The organism is Arthrobacter pityocampae, assembly GCF_002927275.1.
Classification (GTDB): Bacteria; Actinomycetota; Actinomycetes; order Actinomycetales; family Micrococcaceae; genus Arthrobacter_D; species Arthrobacter_D pityocampae.
The window spans coordinates 668,998-684,096 of the sequence record NZ_PRKW01000001.1; the positions used below are offsets into that span (position 1 = coordinate 668,998).

Sequence of the window (15,099 nt, forward strand, 5' to 3'; positions counted from 1 at the left end):
GCCATGTCCCCACCGAGAAAGAGGTGAACCGTGGAGGACTACCTGTCGCTGTTCGAGACCTATGACGTGCTCGCCGCGTTCTGGATCAACATCCAACTGTCGTTCTGGGCCGCCCTCTGGGCGCTCGCCATCGGCACCGTGCTGGCCCTGTTCCGCATCTCCCCCATCCCGAGCCTGCAGTGGTTCGGCGCGGCGTACGTGAACATCTTCCGCAACACGCCGCTGACCATCATCCTCGCCTTCGGCTTCCTCGGACTGTTCTCCGTCCTGCAGGTCAGCCTCGCGTCCGACCTGAACGACAGCCTGTTCCGCATCGCCGTCGTCGGCCTGGCCGTCTACCACGCGGCGTTCGTGTGCGAGGCCATCCGCAGCGGCGTCAACACCGTCCCCCTGGGGCAGGCGGAGGCAGCACGGGCCATCGGGCTGAGCTTCCTGCCGGCAGCGCGGCTCATCATCCTCCCCCAGGCCTTCCGCGGCGCCATCGCACCCCTCGGGAACGTGCTGATCGCGCTGATCAAGAACTCGACGGTCGCGGCGGCGGGGTCGGTGGCCGCCGAGGCCTCGGGCCTCATGAAGACCATGATCGAGTTCCGGTCCGACCTCGTGATCCCGATCTTCTTCACCTTCGCCCTGGGCTTCGTGGTCCTGGTCATCCCGATCGGGCTGCTGACCACCTGGGCCTCCAAGAAACTGGCGGTGGCACGATGAGCGCGCAGCAGGTCCTCTTCGACGCGCCGGGCCCCCGCGCACGCCGGAACATCATGATCGGCAACATCGTCGGTGTGCTGATCGCCCTCGGGATCCTCGCCTGGGTCATCCAGGCGCTGGCGGAGAAGGGGCAGCTCGAGGCAAGCATGTGGACGCCCTTCCTCGAGGCGAGGACCTGGGAGTTCTTCATCCTCCCGGGGCTCGCCAACACGCTGAAGGCGGCGGCGGTCGCCATCGTCACGTCGGTGCTGTTCGGTCTGATCTTCGGCATCGGCCGGCTCTCCCACGTGACACCGATCCGCTGGGCCGCCGGCATCGTCGTCGAATTCCTGCGAGCCGTCCCCGTGCTGCTCATGATGATCTTCTTCTGGCTCGCGCTCGGCAGCTCCGGTGCCGTACCGCCCCAGGACGCGCCGTTCATCGCCGTGGTCACCGCCCTCACGCTCTACAACGGCTCCGTGATCGCGGAGCTCGTGCGGTCCGGGGTCCAGGGCCTGCCCAAGGGCCAGCGCGAAGCGGGCATGGCCATCGGCCTGACCGCCGGACAGTCGCTACGCAGCGTCGAGGTGCCGCAGGCGCTGATCGCGATGCTGCCCGCACTGATCAGCCAGTTCGTGGTGATCCTCAAGGACTCGGCGCTGGGCTTCATCATCACCTACCCCGAGCTGCTGCAGTTCATGCGCCGACTCGGTGTCGGCGAGGGCAACATCATCCCGTCGCTGATGGTCGCGGCCGCGATCTTCATCGTCATCAACTTCGGGCTCTCGTCCCTCGCGACGCGACTCTCGGTCCTGCTGAGCTTCCGGACGAAGGGCCGCAGGCCTGCCACAGTGGAGGCCGTCGCCCTGGACCCGGCCTCCACCTGAACTCGGGAGCAGGCTTCCCGACAGGTGCTCCAGAACGACGAAGGACCCGGCATGTGCCGGGTCCTTCGTCGTTCGGTGTCCCTCGTAGGACGCCCGGCCGGTCAGGGCAGTCGATGGTGGGTCAGGACAGCCAGGTCGTCAGTGCCCGGAGACACGCGTGGATGGCGTCGGCGTGCACGTGCTCGTCGTCCGTGTGCGCGAGGAGCGCGTCGCCCGGACCGAAGTTGACCGCAGGGACCCCGAGGGCGCTGAACCGCGCGACGTCCGTCCAGCCGTACTTGGGCTTCGGGTCCGCGCCCACGGCCGCGACGAACGCGGCCGCAGCAGGGTGCTGCAGGCCCGGCCGCGCCCCGGCGGCCGCATCGGTGCGTTCGACGTCGAACCCCTCGAGGAGTGCCCGGACGTACTCCTCGGCCTGCTCCGGCGTCTTGTCCGGGGCGAAGCGGTAGTTCACCTCGATCACCGTGCTGTCCGGGATGACATTGCCGGCGGTCCCGCCGGTGATCGTCACGGCGTTCAGGCTCTCCCGGTAGTCCAGGCCGTCCACGTGGACCGTGGCCGGTGCGTGGTCCCTGAGGCGGACGAGGATCTCGGCGGCACCGTGGATCGCGTTGACTCCCCGCCAGGCCCGCGCCGAGTGAGCGGCCTTGCCGGCGACCCGGACGTCGAAGCGCGCGGTGCCGTTGCAGCCGCCCTCCACCGTGCCGTCGGTCGGTTCCAGGAGCACCGCGAAGTCCGCCGCCAGCCAGTCCGGGTGGGACACGGCCACCCGGCCGAGTCCGCTGAGGGACGCCTCGACCTCCTCGTGGTCGTAGAAGATGAACGTGATGTCCCGCGTGGGTTCGGAGAGGGCGGCCGCGAGCGCGAGCTGGACGGCGACGCCGCCCTTCATGTCGGTGGCGCCGCGTCCGTACAGGACGTCGCCGTCCCACACGGACGGCACGGTGCCCCGGGACCCGGGTGCCGTCGGGAGGGGCACCGTGTCGAGGTGCCCGGCGAGGATGACCCGCTCCGGGCGGCCGAGGCTGGTCCGGGCCAGAACGCAGTCGCCGTCGCGCACCACCTCCAGGTGGTCCAGGCGCCGCAGGGCGTGCTCGACGGCGTCCGCGATGCGCGCCTCGTTCCCGGAGACACTCTCGAGGTCGATCAGTCGTGCTGTCAGCTGGGCTACGTCGGAGCTCGGATCGAGCACCGTGGAGGGCGTGGGGATCATGCTGCCACACTATCGCTCGGTAGACTTGTGCCCATGACTCCCACTGCGCCCAGCTCATCCATGTCCGCTCCCGGGCGTCAGGCCGGCGGTCTCGGCCTCGCCACCGTCGCCTCCGACGGCACCGTCCTGGACACCTGGTACCCGGCCCCCTGGGTCGGCGGGCCCGCCGCAGGCGGCGCCGCGTCGACCGGACTGCGGGACACGCTGGAGGCCCTCGCGGAGTCGGGCGTGGACAATGCACGGCACGTCACGCAGCGGGTCGTGGACCTCGTCGTGGACCTCGATGCCGCCCCGACGAGCACCGAGGACGCCTACCTGAGGCTCCACCTCCTCTCGCACCGGCTGGTCCAGCCGAACACCATCTCCCTGGACGGCATCTTCGGCCTGCTGGCGACCGTCGTGTGGACCAACTACGGACCGGTTCCCGTCGACGGTTTCGAGACGGTCCGCGCTGCACTGCGGGCCCGCGGCCCCGTCGCCGTCCACGGCGTCGACAAGTTCCCGCGCATGGTCGACTACGTGGTCCCGGCCGGCGTCCGGATCGCCGACGCGGACCGCGTCCGGCTCGGCGCGCACCTGGCCGACGGCACCACCGTCATGCACGAGGGTTTCGTGAACTTCAACGCCGGGACCCTCGGCCAGTCCATGGTGGAGGGTCGCATCTCCGCGGGGGTCGTCGTCGGGAACGGTTCGGACATCGGTGGCGGGGCCTCGATCATGGGCACGCTCTCCGGCGGCGGGAAGGAACGCATCACCATCGGTGAGCGGTGCCTGCTGGGCGCCGAGTCCGGCGTGGGGATCTCCCTCGGCGACGACTGCGTCGTCGAGGCCGGGCTCTACCTCACGGCAGGCACCAAGGTGACCCTGCAGGACGGGTCGCTCGTCAAGGCCACCACGCTCTCGGGGGAGGCCGGCATCCTCTTCCTGCGCAACTCCGCCACGGGAGCCGTCGAAGCCCGTCCCCGCAGCGGTGAGGGCATCGCGCTCAACCCGGCCCTGCACGCGAACTAGCGCATGCCCCCACGGAGTCCGTCGGCCGCCGTCCGGCGTCGACGGCGCCGGCTGCGCACCGGCGCCATGCTCGCCGCGCTGGTCGCCGTCGTCGTCGGTGGCTCCGCCGTCGCCGTCCGCCAGCTGGACGACAGCGAGGTCCTGATCCGTGAGCGGTGCAGCGCGACGGTGGGAGCGGACACCTTCGAGCTCACACCGGAGCAGGCCGGCAATGCCGCCCTCATCGCGGGCGTCGCCGTGAGCCGGGGCCTGCCGGCACGCGCGGCGTCGATCGCCATCGCCACAGCGATCCAGGAATCCCGGCTGGAGAACATCGACTACGGGGACACCGCCGGGCCGGACTCCCGGGGCCTGTTCCAGCAGCGCCCCTCGCAGGGCTGGGGGACCGAGGAGCAGATCATGACGCCCCTCTACGCGGCGGGCGCCTTCTACGACGCCCTGGTGAAGATCCCGGGGTACGAGACCCTGCCGATCACGGAGGCCGCCCAGACGGTCCAGCGCTCCGCCTACCCCACCGCGTACGCCGACCACGAGCCGGAGGGACGGGCGTTCGCCTCCGCGCTGACCGGCCAGTCCCCCGCCGCCCTGGACTGCACCCTCCGCGCCCCCTCTGCCGCCGGGGCCCCGCTCGCCGTCTCGACCGCCGCCGAGGAGGTCTTCGGTCCGCTCGGCGGGACGGTCGACGGCACCCGCCTCACCCTGGACGCCGCGGAGACGAGGGGCTGGGCCGTCGCGCAGTGGGCGGTGGCCAACGCGTCCGCCCTGCAGATCACGTCGGTGGCGTTCTCCGGCCTCGAATGGGGCCGGGCGGACGGCGGCTGGTCCTCGGCGACGACCGAGACCGGGACGGTGACCATCACCGTCGCGGGCGTGACACCGTGATCACCGGCGCGGGCGTGACACCGTGATCACCGGCGCGGGGCGTGACACCGGCGCGGGGCCCGGACTCAGACGAGCGCCCGGATGACGGGTTCCACATAGCTGCGGAAGGAGACCTCGTCGTCGAACAGGTCCTGGCACATCAGGAGCTTGTCCGGTTCCACCCACCAGGCGCGCTGTCCGACGAGGGGCAGCTCGACGACCTCCAGCGTGAACGGGCGGGCCGGGCGCCCCAGTTCGAGTTCGCACTCCTGGATGATCCGGGCGAGCAGGCGGTCCATGCTGTCCGCGCCCCTGGACCCCACGCGGAGGGCGTACTCGGCGCACCGCTCCGCCGCCCATGCCATCGCGGTCCCGAAGTGCGCCCGCAGGAGGGCCTTCAGCGCGGCCATGCCGTCGAGGGCCTCGAAGTCCGGCGGAAGCGGCAGCACTGCGGCCCCGACGCGGTGTGCCAGCAGGGTGTGCCACCACGCCTCCCACTCGACGCGCAGCGTCGCCCGTCCCCCCACCCGTTTGGTCAGCTGCCGTGTCTCGGCCCTCCGCACCGCCGGCTGCAGCGGTGGGAGCGACGGCAGGCCGGTGCCCTGCAGCCCCGCGCAGTCCCTGAGGTACAGCGCCACGAGCAGCACCTCCGACGTGTCCACTGTGAAGTACGCGCTGTAGCCGGAATCGGCGGACGACATGGGCCTCCTTCGGAGCCGGTCGGGTTCACTCCTACAGTAATCCTCCGACCCCGGCGGCTCCAGAGGAACGTCCCTCCCACGGGGTTGCACCTAGGATGGGAGCGTGAAAATACTCGTTACCGGTGGCAGCGGCTACATCGGCTCGCACACCGTCCTGACCCTGCTCGACCACGGCCACGACGTCGTCGTCGTCGACAACCTGCTGAACTCCACGGAGACCTCCCTCGAGCGGGTCGCGGCCCTCACCGGGCGCACGCCGACCTTCCACCGGGCCGACCTCCTCGACGAGCCACGGCTGCGTGCCATCTTCGCCGAGGAAAAGGTGGACGCCGTCATCCACTTCGCCGGGCTGAAGGCCGTCGGTGAGTCGGTGGAGAAGCCGCTCTACTACTACTCCAACAACGTGGGCGGCACCCTGAGCCTGCTGCGGGTCATGGACGACGCCGGTGTGCGGACCCTGGTCTTCAGCTCGTCGGCCACCGTCTACGGCGCGTCCGAGGAGGTGCCCCTGACGGAGAAGCTCCCCCTCGACGCCGTGAACCCCTACGGACGCACCAAGGAGCAGATCGAGGACATCCTGACGGACCTCGGTGCCGCGGATCCGCGCTGGAACATCGCACTGCTGCGGTACTTCAACCCCGTGGGCGCGCACCCCTCGGGCACCATCGGCGAGGACCCCACCGGCGTCCCCAACAACCTCCTGCCCTTCGTGGCGCAGGTGGCGGTGGGTCGCCGCGAGAAGGTCCTGGTCTTCGGCAGCGACTACCCCACCCCCGACGGCACCGGAGTCCGCGACTACATCCACGTGGTGGACCTGGCCGAGGGCCACCTCGCCGCCCTCGACTACCTCGTCGCCCACGGCGGGGTGCACACCTGGAATCTCGGGACGGGCAACGGCTCCTCCGTCCTCGAGGTCCTCGCCGCGTTCTCCGCGGCGGTGGGCCGCGACATCCCGTACGAGTTCGCCCCCCGCCGGCCGGGCGACGCCGCGGTCAGCTACGCCGACCCGTCGTCGGCCCTCGCCGATCTCGGCTGGTCGGCGACCCGGAGCCTCGCCGAGATGTGCGAGGACCACTGGCGCTGGCAGAAGAACAACCCGCAGGGCTACGCCCGGGCCGAGGCCTGACCGGATCCTGACCCGACTCCCAACCGGCGGCTGGGCGCAGGACACCCGGCTCGGGCCGCACACCCGGCTCGGCGGCCCAGACCCGTGGGGGCGTTCCCACGGGTCTGGGCACCCGCCGCGGCGGTCGCGCCATTCTGCGGCGGTCGCGCCAGGCCGCACCGGATGACGACGGCGGCCGCCCACCCCTGGAGGGGTGGGCGGCCGCCGTCGTGGTGTGGAGATCAGTTCGCGGGGTAGTGGCGCTCGCCCTCACCCGTGTACAGCTGGCGCGGACGGCCGATCTTCGTCTGCGGATCCTGCATCATCTCGCGCCACTGGGCGATCCAGCCCGGGAGGCGGCCGATCGCGAAGAGCACCGTGAACATCTTCTCGGGGAAGCCCATGGCCTTGTAGATGAGACCCGTGTAGAAGTCCACGTTCGGGTACAGCTTCCGCTCGATGAAGTAGTCGTCCGCGAGGGCCTTCTCCTCGAGCCGCATCGCGATGTCGAGGAGTTCGTCATTACCGCCGAGCTTGTTGAGGATGTCGTGGGCCGTGGCCTTGACGATCTTCGCGCGCGGGTCGTAGTTCTTGTAGACGCGGTGCCCGAAGCCCATGAGCTTCACGCCGTCTTCCTTCTTCTTGACCTTCTCCATGAAGTCCTCGGGCTGCATGCCCTGGCCCTTGATGTCGCGCAGCATGTTCAGTACGGCCTCGTTCGCGCCGCCGTGCAGCGGGCCGAAGAGCGCGTTGATGCCCGCCGACACCGATGCGAACATGTTCGCGTTGGAGCTGCCCACGAGGCGGACGGTCGACGTCGAGCAGTTCTGCTCGTGGTCGGCGTGCAGGATCAGCAGGAGGTCGAGCGCCTTGACCATCATCGGGTCGAGGTCGTACGGCTCGGCGGGCAGGCCGAAGGAGAGCCGCAGGAAGTTCTCCACGAGGTTCATGGAGTTGTCCGGGTACAGCATCGGCTGGCCGATGGACTTCTTGTGCGCGTACGCCGCGATGACGGGCAGCTTCGCCATGAGGCGGAAGGTCGAGAGTTCCACCTGCTCGTCGTCGAACGGGTCGAGCGAGTCCTGGTAGAACGTGGACAGCGCCGAGACGGCCGAGGACAGCACGGGCATCGGGTGGGCGTCCCGCGGGAAGCCGCCGAAGAAGCCCTTCAGTTCCTCGTGCAGGAGCGTGTGCCGGCGGATCCGGCCGTCGAAGGCGGTCAGTTCCTCGGGCGTCGGCAGGTTCCCGTAGATCAGGAGGTAGGAGACCTCCAGGAAGTTGGAGTTCTTCGCGAGCTCCTCGATCGGGTATCCGCGGTAGCGGAGGATCCCGGCATCGCCGTCGATGTAGGTGATCGCCGAGGTGGTGGCCGCGGTGTTCATGAAGCCGGGGTCGAAGGTGACCTGGCCCGTCTGCTTCAGCAGCTTCGACACGTCGTAGCCGTGGTTGCCCTCGGCTGCGCGGACCAGCGGCAGGCTGAGTTCGCCGTCGCCGTAGTGCAGTGAGGCGTTCTGCTCGGTCATTGATTCTCCTTCAGGAGCGGGAGTGCGGTCATCGCCACAAATCATCGCTTCGCACGAGGGCAGGGATCGGCCCGGGCTCAGCACATTCACGCCAAACGCTACCGTCAGCGCGCCCCCGATCACTAATCCTGCTGCCCGCCGGGGCCGGACGGCAAGGACGGATACCGCGGATCACCGCGGATCAGCGCGGGGCGTCCGCGAGACGCCCCACCGCGGCCCCGATCCGCTCGTCGCTGCCCGTCAGCGCCATCCGGATGAAGCCCTCCCCGGCGTCGCCGTAGAACGTCCCCGGGCCCGCGAGGATCCCGAGCCCGGCAAGGCGGTCGATGGTGTCCCAGGTGGGGCTGCCGTTCGACGCCCACAGGTACAGGCCGGCCGCCGACCCGCTGATCGTGAAGCCTGCGGCCTCGAGGGCCGGCACGAGCAGGGCACGACGGCGGCGGTACAGGTCCTTCTGCGCGGCCACGTGGGCGTCGTCCCCGAGGGCCACCCGCATGGCCTCCTGCACGGGGTAGGGCACGATCATGCCGGCGTGCTTGCGGGAGTTGACGAGGTTCGCGATGATCGCCGGGTCCCCGGCCGTGAACGCGGCCCGGTAGCCGGCGAGGTTGGACTGCTTGCTCAGCGAGTAGACGGCCAGCAGGTTCTCGTGGGAGCCGTTGCACACCCGCGGGTCGAGGACGCTGGGCACGGGCTCACCGCCCTCCGCCGGGTCCCAGCGACCCCAGCCCAGTTCGCCGTAGCACTCGTCGGAGGCCACGACCGCGCCGAGCGAGCGGGCGTCGTCGACGATGGTCCGCAGGCCTTCGGCGTCGAGCACCTCGCCGGTCGGGTTGCCGGGCGAGTTGATCCAGACGAGACGGACCCGCGCGCGCACCTCTGCGGGCAGGTCGGCGAGGGAGTCGGCAGCCACCGCGGTGGCACCGGCGAGGTGGGCGCCGACGTCGTACGTGGGGTAGGCGACGGAGGGGCGGACGACGACGTCGCCCTCGCCCAGTCCGAGCAGCAGGGGCAGCCAGGCGACGAGCTCCTTGGAGCCGACGGTCGGCAGGATGTCCGCGGGGTCGAGCCCCGGCACTCCCCTGCGCCGCGCGAACCAGGCGCTGATCGCCGTCCGGAGCGCCACCGTGCCGTGGGTGGTCGGGTAGCCGTGCGCATCGGCGGCTCCGGCGAGCGCCGTCCGGATGAGCTGGGGCGTCGGATCCACCGGGGTGCCGATGGACAGGTCCACCAGGCCCCCGGGGTGGCGGGACGCGGTCTCCCGGTAGGGCACCAGGGCGTCCCACGGGTAGTCGGGCAGGTGCAGGCCGAACGGCGTCGGCTCCCCGGCCGTCACCTACGCGGGCTGGTTCTGGGGCGGCAGGGCCGCGATGATGGGGTGGTCGAAGCCGGTGTTGCCGACCTTCGCCGCACCGCCGGGCGAGCCGAGGTCGTCGAAGAACTCGACGTTGGCCTTGTAGTACTCGGCCCACTGCTCGGGGGTGTCGTCCTCGTAGTAGATCGCCTCGACCGGGCACACGGGCTCGCACGCACCGCAGTCCACGCACTCGTCGGGGTGGATGTAGAGCGACCGCTCGCCCTCATAGATGCAGTCGACAGGGCACTCCTCGATACAGGCCTTGTCCTTGACATCCACGCATGGCTGCGCGATTACGTAGGTCACTTCCCACGCCTTTCCTTGTGAGTGGGGTCGGGCTGACGCACCCGGGGTGCGGATCCCAGCTTAACGCAACGGCCTGCCCGGCAGGACCAGAGCCCCTGGGTCCGGGGCGGCCCCGCGATGCCGCCGCAGCGCCTACCCTTGAGGCGTGCAGACTCCCGCCGCCCTCCTCGCGTCGCTCCCCCTCGCCACGCGCGTCGTCGTCCGGCGTCGCATGGGCACCGGGTTCACGGACTCGCTCGGCGAGCTCGTCGCCATCGACACCGCCACCTGCACGGTGCGCACCCGCCGGGGCGACGACGTCGTGCTCCTCGCCGACGTCACCGCGGCGCGGCCGGTACCGCCGCCACCTCCACGCCGGGCGCCACGCAGGCCGATGGCCTAGGAGCCGCACGGGCCGCTCGGGCCGAGAGCGCCCGAATCAGTGATTGGGACCTGCCAATCCCACGGCCGATCTCCCGTACAATCGGCGCATGGACTCAGACGAGGATCTTCAGGCGCGCGGCCGGGCGCTCAGCTCACCCGTCAGGCTCCGGATCCTGCGGCTGTGTCTGCACCGGGCCAGGACCAACAAGGAGATCGCGGAGGCCCTGGGCCTGAACCCGGCGACGACGCTCCACCACGTCCGGACGCTGCTCGCCACGGGGTTCCTCGCCGCCGAGGACACCCGCATCGGCAACCGGGGGGCGAAGGAGATCCCGTACCGTGCCACCGGGCTGTCCTGGAACACCCGCGTGACGAATTCCGCGCCCGTCCTCGTGGAGACGTTCCTGCAGGAGATCGAGGGCCTGGAGCCGTCCGAGATCGACGTCTGGCGCGTCGGCGTCCGACTCAACGACGAGCACCGGACCGAGATGATGGGGCGCCTCCGCGCGGTCTTCGAGGACTACGCGCGCCGCGGGCCCGACGAGGACGGGACGGCGACCTCCATCATGCTGGCCCATCACCTGGACCGCACGGCCGACTGAGGCCCGCGCGCCTACCGGTGCGGGCCTACCGGCGCCGGAGGACGACGACGACCCCCACCACCGCGGCGAGCGTCACGACGAGCACGCCGAAGAGCCAGAGGTTCCCGGCGAGTGCCGTCCCGGGGGCGGCCGTCGACGATCCGGTCAGGATGAGCGTCTTCGCCGACCGCGAGAGCAGCGCCACGACCCCGTAGGCGATCGCCCCGGCCACCGCCGTCATCATCACGTTCCGCGCCCACAGGCCGCACAGCAGGAACAGGCTGCCCGCGAGGACCAGGGCCGCCAGCGCCCCGACGGGGAGCGCGACCCCGCCCACGAAGACCAGGTGCGCGTGCAGCGCCGTCCCGAAGACGGCGGCTAGGATCCCAGCCGCCACGGCCCCCGCGATCGCCACCGGGCGCCGCGCGCCGGCGGGGGACGACGCCCGGAACGACGGACGCCGGCCCTTGCCCGCGTGGGAAGGACCGGCGTCGTGGTGGGTCATGGTGCTGACGTACCGTCGGGGCTAGGCCCGGGCGCGCGAACGCGAGGCGCGCATGCGCTCGTTGGCGTCGAGGATGACCTTACGGATGCGGATGGACTCCGGGGTGACCTCGACGCACTCGTCCTCACGGGCGAACTCGAGGGACTCCTCGAGGGTGAGGTTGCGCGGCGGGGTCAGGTTCTCGAAGGTGTCGGAGGAAGCCGCACGCATGTTGGTGAGCTTCTTCTCCTTCGTGATGTTCACGTCCATGTCGTCGGCGCGGGAGTTCTCCCCGACGATCATGCCCTCGTACACCTCGGAGGTGGGCTGCACGAAGAAGGAGCCGCGCTCCTGCAGGTTGATCATCGCGAACGGGGTGACGACGCCGGAGCGGTCGGCGATCATCGAGCCGTTGGTGCGGTACTCGATGTCACCGGCCCACGGCTCGTAGCCCTCTGAGATCGAGGCGGCGATGCCGGCGCCGCGCGTGTCGGTCAGGAAGCGGGTACGGAACCCGATCAGGCCGCGCGCCGGGACGATGAACTCCATACGGACCCAGCCGGTGCCGTGGTTCGCCATGTTGGTCATGCGGCCCTTGCGGGCGGCCATGAGCTGCGTGACCCCGCCGAGGTACTCCTCGGGGACGTCGATGGTCATGTGTTCCATCGGCTCGTGGATCTTGCCGTCGATGGTCTTCGTGACCACCTGCGGCTTGCCGACGGTCAGCTCGAAGCCCTCACGCCGCATCTGCTCCACGAGGATGGCGAGTGCCAGCTCACCGCGGCCCTGGACCTCCCAGGCGTCCGGGCGGGCGGTGGGGAGGACGCGGAGCGAGACGTTGCCGATGAGCTCCTTGTCGAGGCGGTCCTTGACCTGGCGCGCGGTGACCTTGGCGCCCTTGACCTTGCCGGCGAGCGGCGAGGTGTTGATACCGATGGTGACGGAGATCGCGGGGTCGTCGACCGTGATCAGCGGCAGGGGCTGCGGGTTGTCGACGTCGGTGAGCGTCTCGCCGATGGTGATGCCCTCGATACCGGCGACGGCGACGATCTCGCCGGGGCCGGCGGAGTCGGTGGGTACGCGATCCAGCGCCTTGGTGGCGAGGAGCTCGGTGATCTTGACGGTCTTGAGCTCACCGTTCTGGCGGGCCCAGGCGACCTGCTGGCCCTTGCGCAGCGTGCCGTTGAAGATACGCAGCAGCGCGAGGCGGCCGAGGAACGGCGAGGCGTCGAGGTTGGTGACGTGCGCCTGCAGGACGCCGTCGGGGTTGTAGCGGGGCGCCGGGATATGGTCGATGATCGTCTTGAACAGCGGTTCCAGGTTGTCGTTCGCCGGCGCCGTGCCGTCGGCCGGCTGCTCGATCGAGGCGGCACCGACGCGCGCCGCGGCGTAGACGACGGGCACGTTCAGGATCAGGTCGAGATCGAGGTCGGGGACCTCGTCGGCGAGGTCGGACGCGAGGCCGAGGAGGAGGTCCATCGACTCGCTGACGACCTCCTCGATGCGGGAGTCGGGGCGGTCGGTCTTGTTGACCAGCAGGATCACGGGGAGCTTGGCCGCGAGGGCCTTGCGGAGCACGAAGCGCGTCTGGGGCAGGGGGCCCTCGGACGCGTCGACGAGGAGGACGACGCCGTCGACCATGGACAGGCCGCGCTCCACCTCGCCGCCGAAGTCGGCGTGGCCCGGGGTGTCGATGACGTTGATGGTGATGGTCTCGCCGTTGGCGGAGGGGCCGTCGTAGAACACCGTGGTGTTCTTCGCGAGGATGGTGATGCCCTTCTCGCGCTCGAGGTCGCCGGAGTCCATGACGCGGTCGGCGACGTCGCCGTGCGCAGCGAACGAGTTGGTCTGCTTCAGCATGGCGTCGACCAGGGTGGTCTTTCCGTGGTCAACGTGGGCCACGATGGCTACGTTGCGGAGGTCGCTGCGAACAGCGGTGTTGCCTGTGGTTTCAGACATGCGTTATTACTCAATTCGGTATCTACTGCGGGGAAAATGACGGCGGCTGCAATGCACGCCCTCTTACCAGTCTAGGGGACGCGGCAAAAACAGACCTAATGCGCCCTGTCGACCGGCGCCCGGGGAGGCTGCGCATACGACGGCGGCGGCCCTCCCGAGGGGAAGGCCGCCGCCGTCGTGCGTGGATCGCGGGACGTGGTTACGGCCTGCGGGCCCAGCGGAAGCGCGACCCGGCATTCTCGGCGGCAGGACCGGTGTCGGCAGCGCCCTCCGACAGGGTGTCGGACGCATGGTCGGCGAGGTGCTCCTGCACCTGGCGCTCCACCTGGCGCTCCACCTGCCCGGACACGGACTCGCTGACCCGATCGGTGACGCGGTCCGCCATGGCCGTCGCCGCGAGCTTGCGCTGCAGCGTCTGCCAGGCCCGGTGCTCGCCGTGGAACGCCTTGGCCGTGGAGACGCACATGGCGAGCATGACGACGCTGAACGGGAGCGCCGTGAGGATGGCGGCCGTCTGGATGGAGCTCAGCCCCGCGTCACCGACCAGCAGCAGCGCGATGGCGACGAACGCTGCGAGGACTGCCCAGAACACCCGGATCCAGTTCTTCGGATTCGGGTCGCCGCCCGTGGAGATCATGCTCATCACGAGGGCACCCGAATCGGCCGAGGTGATGAAGAAGACGGCGATCAGGACGATGGCCCCGATGAGCAGCGCGGGCCCGCCGGGCAGTCCCTCGAGGAGGCCGAACAGCGCGTTCTCGGTGTCCACGGTGCCGTCCTCGGCGATCAGGCCGCCCTGGCCGAAGATCTCACGGTAGATGGCGGATCCGCCGAGCACGGAGAACCACAGGAAGCCCAGCGTGGTGGGGACGAGGAGGACGCCGGCGACGAACTCGCGGACCGTGCGCCCCTTCGAGATGCGGGCGATGAAGATGCCCACGAAGGGCGCCCAGGACATCCACCAGCCCCAGTAGAACGTGGTCCATGCCGCCTGCCACGCCTCACCCTCGGCTCCGGAGAACGCCAGCGTGTTGAAGGTCAGGCCGACGACGTTCTGCAGGTAGTTGCCGATGGACTGGACGAACTCGCGCAGGAGGAAGAGCGTGGGACCCGCGAAGAGCACCACGAGCAGGAGGAGCCCCGCGAGGACGAGGTTGATGTTCGAGAGCCACTTCATGCCCTTGCCCACGCCGGAGATCACGGACACGATGGTCAGCGCGGTGATGCAGAGGATCAGCCCCACCTGCGTGGCTTCGGTGGCGGCGAGGATGCCGGCGCTGTCGAGTCCCGAGGAGATCTGGAGGACGCCGAGACCCAGCGAGGTGGCGACGCCGAACAGCGTACCCACGAGGGCGACGACGTCGATGGCGTGGCCCCAGGCGCCCTTGACCCTGTCACCCAGCAGGGGTTCGAGGGTCCAGCGGATGGAGATCGGCCGGCCGCGCCGGTGCACGGCGTAGGCGATCGAGAGACCGACGACGACGTAGATGCTCCACGCGTGCAGCCCCCAGTGGAGGAAGGTCTGGGTGATGGCCTGCTGGCCGAGCTGGAGGTCGGTGCCGGTGACGCCGGGGCGCGGGCTGGCGAAGTGGTTGAGCGGTTCGGCCACACCCCAGAACACGAGCCCGATGCCCATGCCTGCGGCGAAGAGCAGGGCGAACCAGGACATGGTGGAGAATTCGGGCTTGTCGTCGTCCTTGCCCAGGCGGATGTCACCGTAGCGGCTGAACCCCACCCACAGCGAGAACGCGACGAAGAAGGCCACGATCGCCACGTAGTACCAGCCGAAGGCGCCGATGACGTTCTCCTGGACGCCGGCGAAGAGGGCCGCCGCGGTATCCGGCGAAACGAGGGCGAACGCGACGAAGACCACGATCAGGGCCGCGGCCGGGATGAACACCGGCAGGGCCAATCGCGCTCTTGGTCCCGTGCTCGTTTCCCCTGCCGCATCCGTCGGCGTGGGCGGGCTGGACACAGCCTCTTCCGGTGGTTTGATACTCATGGACCGTCTCCTTCGGTGGTGCGACAGGGCGCGGCGCGGTGGCGCGGCGTCACAGGGCA

At 70.1% G+C, this 15,099-nt stretch carries 15 protein-coding genes; 7 read left to right on the forward strand and 8 right to left on the reverse strand.

What is annotated here, in order from left to right; all coding sequences use genetic code 11:
• Positions 1-30 precede the first annotated feature (30 nt).
• Together C4K88_RS03140 and C4K88_RS03145 are read left to right on the forward strand one after the other, a co-directional pair.
• Positions 31-708 (forward strand): amino acid ABC transporter permease, encoded by a 678-nt coding sequence (locus C4K88_RS03140; RefSeq protein WP_104120133.1) that lies wholly within the window; start codon positions 31-33, stop codon positions 706-708.
• Entirely contained in the window at positions 705-1,574 is an 870-nt protein-coding gene (locus C4K88_RS03145; RefSeq protein ID WP_104120134.1) for an amino acid ABC transporter permease, read from the forward strand. Before C4K88_RS03140 ends, C4K88_RS03145 begins: the two co-directional genes overlap by 4 nt.
• A 121-nt stretch (positions 1,575-1,695) precedes the next feature.
• On the opposite strand, the gene dapE is transcribed toward C4K88_RS03145, so the two are convergent.
• Positions 1,696-2,787, reverse strand: a complete 1,092-nt coding sequence (dapE, locus tag C4K88_RS03150) for a succinyl-diaminopimelate desuccinylase (protein WP_104120135.1) — start codon at positions 2,785-2,787, stop codon at positions 1,696-1,698.
• 33 nt (positions 2,788-2,820) lie between these two features.
• Here dapE and dapD point away from each other — a divergent pair, with 33 nt between their 5' ends.
• Together dapD and C4K88_RS03160 are read left to right on the forward strand one after the other, a co-directional pair.
• Positions 2,821-3,798 carry a 2,3,4,5-tetrahydropyridine-2,6-dicarboxylate N-succinyltransferase gene (gene dapD / locus C4K88_RS03155; protein ID WP_104120136.1) on the forward strand — a complete coding sequence of 326 codons (978 nt, stop codon included), beginning with the start codon at positions 2,821-2,823 and terminating at the stop codon, positions 3,796-3,798.
• Between the two features lie 3 nt (positions 3,799-3,801).
• The gene (locus C4K88_RS03160; protein ID WP_241521675.1) at positions 3,802-4,680 is read left to right on the forward strand and encodes a hypothetical protein; all 879 of its coding nucleotides are present in this window, start codon (positions 3,802-3,804) and stop codon (positions 4,678-4,680) included.
• Between the two features lie 65 nt (positions 4,681-4,745).
• Here C4K88_RS03160 and C4K88_RS03165 read toward each other — a convergent pair whose 3' ends face one another.
• Entirely contained in the window at positions 4,746-5,360 is a 615-nt protein-coding gene (locus C4K88_RS03165; protein WP_104120138.1) for a hypothetical protein, read from the reverse strand.
• Positions 5,361-5,463: 103 nt separating this feature from the next.
• On the opposite strand from C4K88_RS03165, the gene galE reads away from it, so the two are divergent.
• Positions 5,464-6,486, forward strand: coding sequence for a UDP-glucose 4-epimerase GalE (gene galE / locus C4K88_RS03170; RefSeq protein ID WP_104120139.1), 1,023 nt, complete (start codon positions 5,464-5,466; stop codon positions 6,484-6,486).
• A gap of 221 nt (positions 6,487-6,707) precedes the next feature.
• On the opposite strand, the gene C4K88_RS03175 is transcribed toward galE, so the two are convergent.
• The 3 genes from C4K88_RS03175 to fdxA form a co-directional block, all read right to left on the reverse strand.
• Positions 6,708-7,988, reverse strand: coding sequence for a citrate synthase (locus tag C4K88_RS03175; protein ID WP_104120140.1), 1,281 nt, complete (start codon positions 7,986-7,988; stop codon positions 6,708-6,710).
• A gap of 181 nt (positions 7,989-8,169) precedes the next feature.
• The gene (gene dapC / locus C4K88_RS03180) at positions 8,170-9,324 is read right to left on the reverse strand and encodes a succinyldiaminopimelate transaminase (RefSeq protein WP_104120141.1); all 1,155 of its coding nucleotides are present in this window, start codon (positions 9,322-9,324) and stop codon (positions 8,170-8,172) included.
• Positions 9,325-9,651: a ferredoxin gene (fdxA, locus tag C4K88_RS03185; RefSeq protein ID WP_049829022.1), complete on the reverse strand. Its 327-nt coding sequence runs from the start codon at positions 9,649-9,651 to the stop codon at positions 9,325-9,327.
• Positions 9,652-9,796: 145 nt separating this feature from the next.
• Between fdxA and C4K88_RS03190 the strand changes: the two genes are divergently transcribed.
• Both C4K88_RS03190 and C4K88_RS03195 read left to right on the forward strand, forming a co-directional pair.
• Positions 9,797-10,033 carry a putative acetyltransferase gene (locus tag C4K88_RS03190; protein ID WP_104120142.1) on the forward strand — a complete coding sequence of 79 codons (237 nt, stop codon included), beginning with the start codon at positions 9,797-9,799 and terminating at the stop codon, positions 10,031-10,033.
• Between the two features lie 88 nt (positions 10,034-10,121).
• A complete protein-coding gene (locus C4K88_RS03195) occupies positions 10,122-10,616 on the forward strand; it encodes an ArsR/SmtB family transcription factor (RefSeq protein WP_104120143.1) in 495 nt (164 codons plus the stop codon).
• Positions 10,617-10,641: 25 nt separating this feature from the next.
• On the opposite strand, the gene C4K88_RS03200 is transcribed toward C4K88_RS03195, so the two are convergent.
• From C4K88_RS03200 to C4K88_RS03210, 3 genes are all read right to left on the reverse strand, one after another.
• A complete protein-coding gene (locus tag C4K88_RS03200; protein ID WP_104120144.1) occupies positions 10,642-11,100 on the reverse strand; it encodes a hypothetical protein in 459 nt (152 codons plus the stop codon).
• A gap of 21 nt (positions 11,101-11,121) precedes the next feature.
• On the reverse strand, positions 11,122-13,038 hold the full coding sequence (gene typA, locus C4K88_RS03205; RefSeq protein ID WP_104120145.1) for a translational GTPase TypA: 1,917 nt from the start codon (positions 13,036-13,038) through the stop codon (positions 11,122-11,124).
• A gap of 199 nt (positions 13,039-13,237) precedes the next feature.
• Positions 13,238-15,040: a BCCT family transporter gene (locus tag C4K88_RS03210; RefSeq protein WP_104120146.1), complete on the reverse strand. Its 1,803-nt coding sequence runs from the start codon at positions 15,038-15,040 to the stop codon at positions 13,238-13,240.
• Between the last annotated feature and the right edge of the window lie 59 nt (positions 15,041-15,099).

Excerpts from the sequence above, each read along its gene's own strand:
- C4K88_RS03145 (WP_104120134.1), top strand. The coding sequence starts at position 705 with ATGAGCGCGCAGCAGGTCCTCTTCGACGCGCCGGGCCCCCGCGCACGC.
- dapE (WP_104120135.1), bottom strand. The coding sequence starts at position 2,787 with ATGATCCCCACGCCCTCCACGGTGCTCGATCCGAGCTCCGACGTAGCC.
- dapD (WP_104120136.1), top strand. The coding sequence starts at position 2,821 with ATGACTCCCACTGCGCCCAGCTCATCCATGTCCGCTCCCGGGCGTCAG.
- C4K88_RS03160 (WP_241521675.1), top strand. The coding sequence starts at position 3,802 with ATGCCCCCACGGAGTCCGTCGGCCGCCGTCCGGCGTCGACGGCGCCGG.
- C4K88_RS03165 (WP_104120138.1), bottom strand. The coding sequence starts at position 5,360 with ATGTCGTCCGCCGATTCCGGCTACAGCGCGTACTTCACAGTGGACACG.
- C4K88_RS03175 (WP_104120140.1), bottom strand. The coding sequence starts at position 7,988 with ATGACCGAGCAGAACGCCTCACTGCACTACGGCGACGGCGAACTCAGC.
- C4K88_RS03195 (WP_104120143.1), top strand. The coding sequence starts at position 10,122 with ATGGACTCAGACGAGGATCTTCAGGCGCGCGGCCGGGCGCTCAGCTCA.
- C4K88_RS03200 (WP_104120144.1), bottom strand. The coding sequence starts at position 11,100 with ATGACCCACCACGACGCCGGTCCTTCCCACGCGGGCAAGGGCCGGCGT.
- typA (WP_104120145.1), bottom strand. The coding sequence starts at position 13,038 with ATGTCTGAAACCACAGGCAACACCGCTGTTCGCAGCGACCTCCGCAAC.
- C4K88_RS03210 (WP_104120146.1), bottom strand. The coding sequence starts at position 15,040 with ATGAGTATCAAACCACCGGAAGAGGCTGTGTCCAGCCCGCCCACGCCG.